The 13,349-nt window shown below is 47.6% G+C and carries 12 protein-coding genes; 6 read left to right on the forward strand and 6 right to left on the reverse strand.

Going from position 1 to position 13,349, the window contains the following annotated elements; genetic code table 11:
* Positions 1-160 precede the first annotated feature (160 nt).
* Entirely contained in the window at positions 161-649 is a 489-nt protein-coding gene (locus GI364_RS05755) for a MarR family winged helix-turn-helix transcriptional regulator (RefSeq protein ID WP_198852726.1), read from the reverse strand.
* A gap of 472 nt (positions 650-1,121) precedes the next feature.
* Between GI364_RS05755 and GI364_RS05760 the strand changes: the two genes are divergently transcribed.
* On the forward strand, positions 1,122-4,577 hold the full coding sequence (locus GI364_RS05760; protein ID WP_198852727.1) for a cadherin-like beta sandwich domain-containing protein: 3,456 nt from the start codon (positions 1,122-1,124) through the stop codon (positions 4,575-4,577).
* A 425-nt stretch (positions 4,578-5,002) separates the two neighbouring features.
* Here GI364_RS05760 and GI364_RS24845 read toward each other — a convergent pair whose 3' ends face one another.
* Together GI364_RS24845 and GI364_RS24850 are read right to left on the reverse strand one after the other, a co-directional pair.
* Entirely contained in the window at positions 5,003-5,821 is an 819-nt protein-coding gene (locus GI364_RS24845; protein WP_233096028.1) for a transposase, read from the reverse strand.
* A 27-nt stretch (positions 5,822-5,848) separates the two neighbouring features.
* Positions 5,849-6,481 (reverse strand): hypothetical protein, encoded by a 633-nt coding sequence (locus GI364_RS24850; RefSeq protein WP_233096029.1) that lies wholly within the window; start codon positions 6,479-6,481, stop codon positions 5,849-5,851.
* Between the two features lie 442 nt (positions 6,482-6,923).
* Between GI364_RS24850 and GI364_RS05770 the strand changes: the two genes are divergently transcribed.
* The 5 genes from GI364_RS05770 to GI364_RS05790 all read left to right on the forward strand — a co-directional run bounded on the left by GI364_RS05770 (position 6,924) and on the right by GI364_RS05790 (position 10,409).
* Positions 6,924-7,112 (forward strand): hypothetical protein, encoded by a 189-nt coding sequence (locus GI364_RS05770; RefSeq protein ID WP_198852728.1) that lies wholly within the window; start codon positions 6,924-6,926, stop codon positions 7,110-7,112.
* Positions 7,113-7,239: 127 nt separating this feature from the next.
* Positions 7,240-7,797 carry a TlpA family protein disulfide reductase gene (locus tag GI364_RS05775; RefSeq protein ID WP_198852729.1) on the forward strand — a complete coding sequence of 186 codons (558 nt, stop codon included), beginning with the start codon at positions 7,240-7,242 and terminating at the stop codon, positions 7,795-7,797.
* A gap of 136 nt (positions 7,798-7,933) precedes the next feature.
* A complete protein-coding gene (locus GI364_RS05780; protein WP_198852730.1) occupies positions 7,934-8,359 on the forward strand; it encodes a GNAT family N-acetyltransferase in 426 nt (141 codons plus the stop codon).
* A gap of 125 nt (positions 8,360-8,484) precedes the next feature.
* Positions 8,485-9,501 (forward strand): NAD-dependent epimerase/dehydratase family protein, encoded by a 1,017-nt coding sequence (locus GI364_RS05785; protein WP_198852731.1) that lies wholly within the window; start codon positions 8,485-8,487, stop codon positions 9,499-9,501.
* A gap of 173 nt (positions 9,502-9,674) precedes the next feature.
* Positions 9,675-10,409, forward strand: coding sequence for a class I SAM-dependent methyltransferase (locus GI364_RS05790; RefSeq protein ID WP_198852732.1), 735 nt, complete (start codon positions 9,675-9,677; stop codon positions 10,407-10,409).
* A 92-nt stretch (positions 10,410-10,501) separates the two neighbouring features.
* Here the strand turns inward: GI364_RS05790 and merA are convergent, their stop codons facing one another.
* The 3 genes from merA to GI364_RS05805 are packed head-to-tail and all read right to left on the reverse strand — an operon-like array spanning position 10,502 to position 13,347.
* A complete protein-coding gene (gene merA / locus GI364_RS05795; RefSeq protein WP_198852733.1) occupies positions 10,502-12,169 on the reverse strand; it encodes a mercury(II) reductase in 1,668 nt (555 codons plus the stop codon).
* Between the two features lie 27 nt (positions 12,170-12,196).
* A complete protein-coding gene (locus tag GI364_RS05800; protein ID WP_198852734.1) occupies positions 12,197-12,865 on the reverse strand; it encodes a cytochrome c biogenesis CcdA family protein in 669 nt (222 codons plus the stop codon).
* Positions 12,862-13,347, reverse strand: a complete 486-nt coding sequence (locus GI364_RS05805) for a TlpA family protein disulfide reductase (RefSeq protein ID WP_198852735.1) — start codon at positions 13,345-13,347, stop codon at positions 12,862-12,864. Before GI364_RS05805 ends, GI364_RS05800 begins: the two co-directional genes overlap by 4 nt.
* Positions 13,348-13,349 lie beyond the last annotated feature (2 nt).

The following is a 13,349-nucleotide window of genomic DNA, read 5'->3' on the forward strand; positions in this document are numbered from 1 at the left end:
AAGATACACGAACTTCATGCCAGGAACCGACCCGACTTATATCAATCTACTCCACATTCGTTCGATTATGGCTAAACAAACACAGACCAGTCCGCGATTGCAAAAATCGTCTATACGCTCAATGACTTTCAGCTAGTGTCTAACAGCCAATCATCTGGAACTACATATTCGTATCATCGAAAAACTCTAGCGCCAGCTTCTCGAGTTCGCCGAGTTTTCGGAGCAAGTCGTCCTCTTCAATCATCCGTATTACTTTTTGCAGGACATTCTGTTGACTCTTACTGAATTTGAATACATTCTGAACCATTGCTTCTCCTTGCGAACTGAGAGAAAGTTCGGTGATTCGGCCATCGTCTGGATAGGGATGTTTCTGGATAACACCCGACTTAACAAGTCCCTTGACTAAAGTGGAGACGGAATTGTGGGACAAGCTAGTGCGTTTTGCAAGTTGCGTATACGAGAGTCTCGAACTGCTGAGTGCCAGTGCCCGGACCAAATAGTACTGAGCTTCAGTTAGACCAATACTCTTGCCAACTTTGGTTCGGATGCGTTCCTGTACTTTACAATAACGGCGCATGGCCATGTATAACTGAAATGGTAAGTCAGAATCAGTCGTTGAAACATTAATTTGTTGGTCGACATCGGACATGAAAATATCCTCCAATCCTTATGGGGTAACAGGGCGACATCATGACATCAGAAAATCTGTATTGCATATCAACATATCGTCCTGTAACACCAGCCCGGAACCATTGACCATCTGATGAAGAAGGCGTCTTGTCCTAAGATCTCTACCTTGTCTTGTCATCTCCAATACAAGAATCCCAATTCATGTGTAGCCAACTCATTACGTGAGGTTATCAAATAAGGCTTATTACTAATCTCGTTTGGACATATGTCGTTATTGATATTTTATAGTATAATTGTGCATGTCAAATATGTTCAACTGGGGTCGAAAGTGGTGTAACAAGTGAAGAATCATATCTGCAATTCCTACCTCCCTATGTGGACCACTCCAAGAGCAAGTGTGGAATTACTTTCGTGATAATCCCCCAACGTGTTGGAATAACCCGATAACCAAGAACGGATAACGACGTGCACTCATTAAAGGGGAGAAAAATGTGAAAAAACGCAAGCATTGGCTACGAAGTGGTGCTGCTCTTATGGCAGCTGGGTGGGTGATGCTGCTTACACCTGCACCATCCGCTTTTGCAGGCACAACGGTTTCTGCGCCTACGCAGACCACTAATCTCGGTGGAAAAACATATTACGAAATCACTTCGGTTGGACAACTAGAATACATCGATGAGCACCAGACTTCTACGTGGTTGTCTCGGAACTATTTGTTGATGAGCAATATTGACCTCAGTGGTTACAACTGGGTCCCGTTTGGGAGCAGCAGTATTTCATTTACCGGCACATTCGACGGTGGCGGCTATACGATATCCCATGTAACCATCAATAATAAGACGTTTTATACAGGTTTCTTCGGTTATATTCTTAAAGCTGGAACTATTGAAAACGTCGGATTGACTAGCGTGAATGTAGCCGGTACCGGTTATGTCGGTGGGTTAGTGGGAGAAAGCTTTGGAAGCATTACAAATGCCTATGTCTCCGGGAGCGTGAAATCAACCGGATCAAACGTCCCTGCCGGCGGTTTAGTGGGAATGAACTACGGATCCATTACAAACGCCTTTGCCATCGGGAGTGTGAGGGGAGGGAGCGCTTCTAATGCCGGCGGATTAGTGGGAGACAACGAAAGTTCCATTTCGAATGCCTATTTCACCGGAAGTGTGAGTGTTGGCAGTGGCGCTAAGGCCGGAGTTGTGGCATATAACCATGGAAGTGTGAGTGATAGTTATACGAATGTTTCTCCATTAAGTGCTTACAATGTAAAAGGATGGAGCTCCGTCACTGGATCTTCCGTGCAGTCGTTATCGAATATGGAACTACAATCGACCTACGGTTCCGGGTGGGATTTTACGACCTCGGCAACAGTTGGAATTCCCAGTCCAAAAACATTTCCTACTAATCTTAATTCAGTCACGGTATCCGGTACCACAGGGGCGGCAATCACGAAAGGAAACAAAATAACTTATAAATATCTAGAAAATACGATTGGTACAATAACGCTCAGTGATTCTAGTGGACACTCACAAAATGTGTCTGTTAGTCCCGGTCAGTCAACGGTAACTATCACCAATGGGGCATTTCAAGGTTTGACGCTTCATTATACGGATCACAATAATAATCAAATATATGCAAATACCATCACCATTACAGGACCCTCGTGGGGGATTCGATCCGGGAGCACGACACCCTATTTGCTTGGGTTCAAGCCAAGTCTTACTGTGAATCCGCTCGCGCCGACGACGTATGGTCATTCGGCCGCGAAGGATACGTTGTCAGTGACCAGTTCGCTAGTTGACGGAAGCATCGGAGAACCTATCACTATGAAATATGACATTTTCAACCACTCGAATGTTTCCGTAGCCAGTCTCACCTCTACCGTGTACGCTACCGGCGGCGCCCAATCAATCAATTACCCGATTTCCCTTGCTGGACTGGCCGCTGGAACCTACACCTTGCACGTGAGTGCAAAGGATACTTATAATACGGCAGTGTATGCGACGCAGCAGTCTTTTTCTATCGAGCCGACTTTAAGCGGCCTGAGTCTAAACCAAGGGACGCTGTCATCTCCTTTTGCGAGCGGGACAACAAGCTACACCGACAGTGTGGCATATAGCGTGAGTTCCATCACGGTGACACCAACTGTGGGAGACCCTGGGGATACTGTGAAAGTCGATGGCAACACCGTGGCAAGCGGCAGTACGTCAGGCAGTATTCCACTGACCGTTGGAAGCAACCCGATTACAGTCGTGGTGATCGCGAAAGACGGCACGACGACGAAAACCTACACGGTTGACGTAAATAGAGCGCCGGCGAGCAGTAACGCCAACTTGAGCGGTTTGACGCTATCCAGCGGCAGTTTGAGTCCAACGTTTACATCCGGGACAACGAGCTACGCAGCGAGTGTGGCAAATAGCGTGAGTTCCATCACCGTGATCCCAACCGTGTCTGACAATACTGCTGCGGTCACGGTGAATGGGAAGTCGGTGACGAGCGGAAGTGCTTCGGGCCCAGTCGCCTTGACCGTTGGAAGCAACCCGATTCTGGTGGTGGTGACAGCACAAGACGGAACGACAACCAATACCTACACAGTTGATGTAAACCGCGCGAAGAGCAGCAACGCCAACTTGAGCGGTTTGACGCTGTCCAATGGCAGTTTGAGTCCAACATTTGCTTCTGGGACAACGAGCTATACAGCGAGTGTGGCAAATAGCGTGAGTTCCATCACCGTGACGCCAACCGTGTCCGACAATACTGCTGCGGTCACAGTGAATGGGAAGTCGCTGACGAGCGGAAGTGCTTCAGGTCCAGTCGCATTGACGGTCGGAAGTAACACCATCTCCATTGTGGTGACTGCACAGGATGGAGTTACACAGAAAACTTATACACTGAAGGTTTCAAGGGCAGTCGGCCATACGGTGACATACAACGGAAATGGAAGCACAAGCGGCACGGTGCCGACAGACAGCAACATCTATGCGAATGGGTCACTTGCCAGAGTGCTGGGAAACGCGAGCAACCTGACTAAGACGGGCTATACCTTTGCAGGCTGGAACACGAAGGCTGATGGCACTGGAACGGGTTATGCAACAGGCAGCACGCTGACCATCGGTACCACAAACGTCATGCTGTACGCCCAATGGAGAGTTGACCCGTCCGTATCAACGTCTCCTTCACTACCGAATGTACTAGAAGGAACATCATACAGCCAGAAACTCCAAGCATCAGGTGGTATGTCGCCGTACACCTTCTCCATAGCTGATGGTTCCTTACCAAACGGCTTGACACTGCAATCCGATGGGGGTCTGGTTGGGACACCACAACAAAGTGGAACCTTTCACTTCACTGTTCAAATCAAGGGTCACACAGGCACCACAACCACTAAGCAGATGAGTCTATACGTGATTCCGACGGCACCCACAGGTTACTTGAAGACGACATCCACGAAGCAGGTGGTCGGCAATAGTGGCGGCACACTCACGGCAAAAGGCAACCATACGACGGCCACATTGGTGATTGTATCAGGCACATTTAAGAACCCGTTGCAGATGGACATTACGACCGGGACAGTCCCGTCGAACCTGGTTCCATCGGGCTGGAACATGGTGGCTGCATACGGAGTGAACTTCGACAGGAACGACACCCCGACCCACCCGTTGTCCTTCACACTGTTGAATGCAGGCATCACGCCACAATCGAAGGTGTACAAGATTGTGAACGGGAAGTTGATTCCGGTCACAGCCACAGTGACCAAGGGGAAAGCGGTCATCACATTTACCACAGACCCGGATTTCGTGGTGTTGCAGCCCAAACCAAAACCAGTGCCGCAAGCCACAAAACCTGTGACAGGGTTTCCTGCATTTCCGTGGGCTGCAGGCGGATTGCTCAGTACCCTGACAGGTGGGCTGGTGCTCTGGTGGCAGAGACGCAAGAAGACACTGGAGTAGGTAGAACATCTCAAAAAGCAAATCACAATGACAAAATAGATGAGGTTTCCCTATATGGGGAACCCATCTTTTTTTCTCTAACCGATACCATCGTGCTCGGAATTTTACTCGAGGGGACAGCTATGGGTACGAGATATACAAACGCATCGCTAATTAAAGCGGCGGATTGTATCAAATTTGGGGGCTTCATGCGGAACATAGATACATATTTATACAATCTGTTCATGGTACTCTTATGTAAGAGCCGATGCCAAAATTACTGAGGACATGGGAGTAATGCGAAGAGCGGTCAAATGGCCCAGAACTCGACCGGTTGGGGCGTTCTGTTACTGAAGGACCGTGGGTGTTCGTTCCTGTCGGAAAAAATGGGCGTAGGAAAGCTGAGAATAAGGTCCGCCAGCCTCAGTTTTTGTGGGTAGTAGTTTTCATTGAGCCCGCCTCAGTCTACTTCGTGTCCAGCCTCGATTTACTGTGCCGGTTTGAGCGTAAGCGCAGTAGGCCATCACGTGCATACAGAGGATAGCTTGGTCGACGTGTGCCTCTACCGCCTTACGTCCACGTTTGTGTACACGCCGTAAACTGTACCCATCCTTCAGCATTCCAATAATTCGCTCAATCCCTGTTCGGGCGTCATACAACGTATCGAACGTACGGCTGTGCTGTGGGAACTCAGGGTCGACCTGAGGTGTCGTCGAAAAATCAACCCGGAGTACCCGGCCTTGCGTGGCACCGCCGCAGCATTCAATGTGCTTGTGGTGAGGGCAGACAAGCCCTGCCTGTGTTGCCTGAGGATTGTGAACTGGATACGTGAATATGTACTGTTGCTTTTTGAGGTCGCACCCCTTCAATACCATCTTGTGTCCAACAATACAATGGGGTACCCCGTAACGGTCAATCATATCCATGCCACGGATATCGCTCGGTTTGTCCTGCCGGCCCCTGGGATTAATGGGAGCAACCAGCTTCGCCCCAAGCACATCCTTTGTTGTCTGCTGGTTCCTGGGACTCTGGTAAATTCCATCGGCAAGCACGTATTGCACAGGCTGTGCCAGTTCCTCAAATTCAGACTTGAATCTCTCAAGTGTAGGCAGCAAAGTGAAGGCATCGTATTCCCCGCCCTTGCATACCTCTCGAGTAAGTGGAATCTGTCCCTTAGCGCCACTGAGTAAAGAAACTTTGTGGCCAATATAGGACACGGCGTTACTCTTACGGACAATGCCTACGTTGTCTTCTGTGGGTACCATGGCACAATCACAATCTTCTTTGTGCCCTCAGATTTTCATCTGTTCTCCGTATGTCGCTTCTGCTTCAACGTGTGTCGTGTCAGCCACCAACGTGTCTTCAGCCTCTAGCACACCCTGGTTCAAATTGAATTCAACGACTCGTCGTCGAGCCTTATCCCATAATCCGAAGTTTGTCATGATTTCGTCGAAGCGGGCAAATGAGCGGTAACTGGGGAGTTTGCCTGTGAACCCACAAGCTTCAGCAAATAACGGGTTTGAGCGAACTTGCAGGTAAACACTCTCTGCCATGCTTTCGACGTATAGCAACCGAGCCAGCTCAAACGACCGCATCATAGGCATAAAATCATGAGGCTTGCGGCCTGAGCGGCTTCGTCTGACGGTCGAGGTATCAGCAGTTTGTTCGGTTGGGGTTGCGAGTCCTAGGTCAAGAGCAGAGTCAGTGAGGCTGGCGCCTCTATCTGACCGATTCATCCGTTTCTCACGTAACGAGTCATACAGATGTTGGTAGTATTCTTGCTCAATGTCTCGAAAGATGTCCCAAGGGAAAGTCAGTGCGGGGATCACGAACGGAACGTCCAGATATTGTTCCCACTGACGAGAAATCAACGGGAGGGGAAGCAAACACGATTGCGTTTGTCGTGATATACTAGATAGCGCCATGGTTCTTCTCCTTTGTAGGTAGGTTTTCGTCGACTTTATTCTACCAAAGAGGGTTCCGTGGCGTATTTATGTCTAATGTCACACTGACGATTTACGTCCACCATGATTTTCGTCGCATAAACGTTCAGCAATACTTATAAACATACAAATCGCCTTGATTCATATCGCAATATTGGTCGTCAAATGCCTGAGAACAAGTTCTCTCACTCTTCTGAGTTCCTTTCGCGAAATAAAGCAACTTTATTCGTGTTCCTGATTTACCTACTGTAACGGCGAGAATTTAATTGTGGCATCGGCTCTAAACTTAGGGGCAGCTATGTTGAAGAAGAAGTCTGGCAAATTGAACAAAATAGGTCGGCGTAGACAACAGACATGATGTCTCCATGTTGGCTTAAATCAGGTGTCAAGCTAACGTCCGAACTATTCGCGGAAGGGGTATTCAATGGGCAAAAAAGATGCAAAAAGCTTTTTGATCAAAGAGAAACAGCTCTTTTGTCCAATTTGTGGTCACGATAAATTCTGGAAAGATGAAGCACGTGTTGAGAAGGGAATTGGTCAGTTTCGTCCAGATTGGGAGGCGGTCACCTTGACATGTGAGGAGTGCCGACACATTCTCTGGTTTGAACATTAAATCGACATAGATACACACCTCCAAGAAACACTGTTTCCATCGCGTCAGGGGATCTCCCCGTGACACTCGTTGGACCATGGTAGAGTCCTATCCTAATAATAGATATAGCCAACGGAGGCGAGACCTGTTGAAAACGCTGTTGATTTCGAGTATTGCTCTTCTCACACTAACTGTAAGCGGTTGTGGCTCGCCGGCGCAGGTCAACGTGGGTAATAAAGTAAACGAAATCCAAAACTCCACAAGCAAGCAGGTCTCCAGGAAACCGATGGCTCCGAGCTTTTCCCTGACGGAGCTAGACACAAGTAAAAAAGTTTCTCTAAAGTCTCTGTTGGCAAAGGGGCATCCAGTGATTTTAAACGCGTTCGCATCATGGTGTGCTCCCTGTAACAAAGAAGCCCCAGAACTGCAGAAGTTAAGCAAGCAGTACCAAGGCAAAGTAACCTTTGTTGGTGTGGACACCATGGATACAGTATCTGGTGTTAAGAAATTCGTCAGAAAGCATAATTTAACGTACCCCGTATTGCTGGACAACCAAGAGAACAGTTTTGGCAGCGAATATGATGTGATAGGACTGCCTGACACGTACGTTATCAGTTCCGGTGGGAAGATTGTTATTAGGCACGAAGGTATTCTAAGTAAAGGCGAAGCTGCGTCTATATTCAAGTCTGCCGCAAAGTTTAGTTGACGTGTGTTTAAGCACTATGTGCCCTGCGGAACGGAAGCCGACTGTCGCTGGAGCTGCACGAATATTAATTCTTGATACTGTTTGCTTCCGGGACAAGCGGGCAGGATGACGTAAGAACCTCACGTGGAGGGAATCTATGGGTACGCCAATGAAGAGTCTTGAAGGACAACGTGTGACACTTCGCCCAATTGACGTTGAACGAGATGCTCAGGAATGGTTTGAGGCGATGCAAGAGCCGGAAATGCATTTGTGGACAGGTAACAACATCCCGATCGATGTAGATGAAGTTAGGGATGTTGTTTTAGCAACCTATGCCAATCATCCTGAGATTTTTGCTTGGTGTATCAGGGAGTCTATAACAGATAAGATGGTCGGGATATACTGGATTGGCGTCCCATTTATATCGGACGAACAACGCCTAGTCACACTTGACGCACAACGCATTGCGAAACCATTTTGGAGAAAAGGATACACAAGAGAAGCGAGGTCACTCGTTTACGATTACGCATTTACAGACCTCGGCGTAGAAGAGATACGAGCGTCAGGCTCAAGGGCAGCTTAGTTAAGTAAAGATTATCCTCCCATACCTTCATTATACATCCTTTTACCTCCGATTTGCAGACTGTTTTTTCCATTATTTGTATTGTACTCTCTTAGTGAGTGGAGTTTGCGGAGAGGTGGATGATTATGAAGGTACTTCTAATTGGGGGCTCTGGACTTATTGGCTATTATCTGGTACCTCTGCTTGTGCAAGAGGGAAATACTGTTACCGTTATGTCCCGTGGTAACAAACCAATAGCTGAAAGGAACGTAACTCATATTACTGTTGATCGGTCTACAGCTTTTGAAGAGCAAGGACTTTTAGGTGAATATGACGTTGTAATCGACAATGTGGCGTATACACCTGAAGATTGTAAAAGCCTGTTAGATGGTTTGCGAGGTAGAATAAATCACTACATTGTTACCAGTACGGCTTTTGTCTACCCGCAACTCGAGCGTTCCTTGGCAGAACCTTCACGTCCTCTCAGAGAAAGTGATGCGTCTTTTGACGACGAACTGCCAGAGAGAACTCCTAACAATGCTCATGACCGCTACGTTTATGACAAACAGCGGATGGAACGTTGGCTTCGTCAACATCGAGAGAGATACGGTATCAAAATCACTGTGATTCGCCCCTTGCTTCAGATGGTAGGACCCAATACAGAAGACGGACGCTTTGCATGGTTTTGGTTGCGAGTCATCGACGGCGGCCCCATATGGTTGCCGGACAGTGCCAGGCACAAGGCCGGTCCTTGCCAACTTTCCTTCTCAGGCGATGTCGCCAAAGCAATTATCGCCGTCATGCAGCATGCTACGGCAGATTATGCCGTGTATAACATTGGACAACCAGAGTTGTGGACGTATGAAGAGTATATTGACATGATGGCAACCGAGGCTGGACGACATACAGAAGTTCACTACGCTCCTGAGGAAACTCTAAATATAAGAGCGGGTGGATTCTATCGGATTTCGTTGCCATATCCAGTAGCATTTGATGTTTCAAAAGCTGAACAGGAATTGGGAGTCAAACCGACTCCAATGAGAGACTGGGTGCGGGAAACCGCAGCATGGATGACGAATCACTACAGAGATACGTCACCCAGTTGGTACGAAAACAGAAAGAATGAACTCACATGGTCGATAGATGTTACTGCAAAAAACTAGTTGTTCGCTGCATAAATATGCTTGGTCGCTTACTGATTCATCTTGGACTTATGGGAGCTAAGTGCAATATAGATCCAGCCTGTATTTCCGAGAGAAATGGTATAATTAGTTAATGACTCGGTGTCTCGTGTAATTGATGACGAGCTAAAGTTGTCAATCTGAGGTGAGGTTATATGTCGGCTAGAAGATTGTTAACCGTCGATGAAGCTCGTCAGTACTATGACAGCTTCGGAGCAAAACAGGATTCACAGAGCTTTTATGAAGATCCCGCTCTAGAAGAGCTCATTCGTGAATCACATTTTGGGACCGCTGAGTCGGTGATTGAATTCGGGTCTGGCACGGGTCGATTTGCGAAGCAGTTGTTAGTGAAGTCCTTACCTCCACACGCTACATATTTGGGGTTGGATACGAGTTCAATCATGGTTGATCTCGCCCGAACACGTCTGAATGACTATGACCAACGTGCAGAAGTCATACTAACTGACGGTTCTATTCACCTTCCCGCTTCAAACCGTTCTTGCGATCGAGTTGTTTCGAATTATGTTTTGGATTTACTCTCACCCTCTCATATTGATGCTTTTGTTGAGGAAGCCCAACGGGTGCTTAAGCCGGAAGGTTTGCTTTGTCTGGTCAGTCTAACTTTCGGAAAGGGAATGTTAAGTCGGTTTGTATCAATGACTTGGGATCGCATTCATGCGATTCAACCTAAGATAGTGGGCGGGTGCAGACCAGTAAATTTGCTGAGTTATTTGAATGAGAGCTACTGGCAAATCAAGCATCATAGTGTTCAAGTTGCGTATGGAATCAGCTCCGAAGTTGTCGTTGCGAAACCTATCGGTAGGGTGTTAAGATATGTTCCAGTGTGCCTTTGCAAAGCTCCATTGCTTGAGTTTGAAAGTCTGACTTGAAGTTGTTACGAGGAGAATTGAACGTTATTGCTACGTACAAGGAGGGATATTCCCTCCTTGTTTATTGTAGCGTCATTAGTTTTGTTCTTCATTCAACCAGCACAGCATGAAAGCTTTGATACGTCTTTGTCGAAGGTCAGTGCTGCCAGCTTTATCCCTTCCGTCATGGTTAGATATGGGGCAAGCGTTGACCGCAGATCTTCGATGGTCAGTCCAAACTTCACTGCGAGCACGCCGGAGTATATGACATCACCTGCGTTTTCCGCCACCACATGGACACCGAGGATCTTCCGTGTCTTTGCATCCGCTACGAGCTTGAATACGCCAGTCGTCTCTCGATTGACCAGAGCCCGAGGTACAGCATCAAGCGGAAGGACGGAAGTTAAAACCGCGTATCCACTGGATTGTGCCTGATCTTCTGTAAGCCCAACGGTCGCAACTGCAGGATGTGTAAATGTGACACCAGGAACGGCTGTCAAATCGACCCTTTCTTCGCTGCCAGCCAGTGCGTTCTTTGCTACAACTCCACCTTCATAAGCTGCTACATACACGAATTGGGGTCCCATGGTAACGTCGCCTGCCGCATAAATCTGGTGATTACTCGTGCGAAGATAGTCATTCACCAGAACTTCACCGCTATCACCAACTCGTACATTTGCTGCACTCAGATTTAACGCTTCAGTATTGGGCTGACGACCTGTTGCAACGAGCAAGGCTTCCGCTTCGACAACTTCCTCCTGACCATTCACCGTGAGATATACCCGTTTGAGATCTCCGTCCTGCTCGACACGATGAAATGTCGCACCGGTGATGATATTGATTCCTTGATCCGTCAACGCCGTGGTGACCGCCTCCGAAATTTCTGGATCGTACGACTTCAATACACGAGCACCCCGCTGCATCAGGGTAACCTCTGCACCAAGATTGTGGAACATCTGACCAAGCTCCATGGCGATATATCCAGAACCAATGACAGCCAACCGTTTGGGCAGTTCCTTAAGTTCAAGTGCCGTGGTGCTGACTAGGTAATCCACGTCTTTCAATCCAGGAATATTGGGCACAGCAGGTGATGCTCCGGTCGAAATCAGGAAGTTTCGAGCCTTGATCTTTCGCCCGTTCACTTCAACGGTCGCCTCATCTACAAAACGAGCCTCGCCCTGAATGAATTCAAAACCGTATTCGTCAATCAAGTCAATATACTTCTGTTGGCGGAGTGCTCCGACCAACTCATCTTTACGGTCGATAAGTTTCCCTAAATCTACAGGCTCAGCGGATGTGTTAAGCCCTTGGAATGGATTTTGCGCTGCCAGATGATTGATTTCACCCGCACGAAGCATGTTTTTTGAGGGGACACAGCCAATGTTGACACATGTTCCACCGACGGTTCCCCGCTCCACCATGGCAACTTTCGCACCATACGACACGGCTTGAATTGCCGCTGAGAATGCTGAACCGCCTGACCCGATGATAAGCAAGTCGTAGTCGAAGTTCCCACCAGTGTCGGGTAGAACGCTGGGCTGTGGATCGCTGAAGACGGTAGCGTCACCAGGCTTGTACCCTGTATCCGTAATCGCCTGTTTCGCAGCATCAAGCTGATTGAGGTCTGTCAGTTCAAATGTAGCTTCATTGCGGCGAAAACTAGCCGATATATTGTCAGCTCCCACGCTTTTAAGCGCATGGGACACATGGCGTTCACAATCATCACAAGTCATTCCATCTACGACGAGTCGAATGTGCTTTTTGCTGCTTGATTCAGTCATATGAAATCCCTCCGTTAAAATTCTGCATCACATATGAATGTATGGAAACCAGTACATAACGAGGTACACACCTGTGGCAAAAGTGATGAGACCACTCAGTCGTCCCATCCATCGGGCGCCCATTCTCACCCATTTCATAACCACTTGTTGTGACAATGTCGCTCCTATGGAAATTCCGGTGACTACTACGCCCATACCCAACGCGTAGAGAATAAAATCCCACATACCTTTCGCAAAATCACCAGCATGGAAAGAGGAAAGGACTAAAACAGCGAATAGAGGTAACGTACACCCTAGAGAACCCAATGCATATAACACACCATAGAGAATAAATGAAATTTTTGACCCTCGGCGTAGGTTCTGATTCGTGCCTCTTAACTCTAAAGCAAGCACATTCTTACCGAATATCATTAATATCCCAAAAATAATAAAGAATACCCCGACCAGAAAAGCAAGCCAAGCTACCAAGGTACCTAGTACGGAAGCAACCAAAGATGAGAGAAACCCAGCTACGATAAAAATGCCAAGAAACCCGACAGTCATCAACAAACCTGCCCAAAGTCCATCCCATGCCCGTTTTTTTTCGCCGCCGATTAAATAGACAATATAAGAGGGTAACATAGCGACACCACAAGGATTAAATGTCGCCAGAATTCCTGCTGCGAGTACGACGGGAAGTCCGCTTAAATAGCTCATGTAGATATCACCTTTTGAATCTTTTGTAGGGAAGGAGCAATTCCCTTGTAAATTTGCTTATGATGATAAAGGACGATCACAGTATCCAACGATTGAATTTTGAAATGGTTCACCCACTTACTCTGCTTGTCAATCACGTGTGTCCAATTTGCCCCAACAGAATGTTTGAAATTCTGGATTTCCTTTGGCGTATTAAATCCTTGAACGTCAATTGAAATCAGTTTTGCGTGAATTTGCGAACGGTCTTTGGCAAAACGCTTTTCGCCAGCAACGCAGGAACCGCAACTCGGAGACATAAAATACAAGATGGTTTTTTGATTCGGGTTGACAGAGACGGTTTTCCCATCGGCAGCTTTAAACTGTAACTCGTGGCTTGAAGTGGGGGATTGTACCTTTCCAGTTCTAGCTTGCCCTGCGTTCGTTCCGCATCCTGCCAGTAGTGATGTGACGGCAACCGCAGTAAGCCCTATAGCATACTTCATCG

Origin of the sequence: Alicyclobacillus sp. SO9, assembly GCF_016406125.1 — a bacterium.
GTDB lineage: Bacteria > Bacillota > Bacilli > Alicyclobacillales > Alicyclobacillaceae > SO9.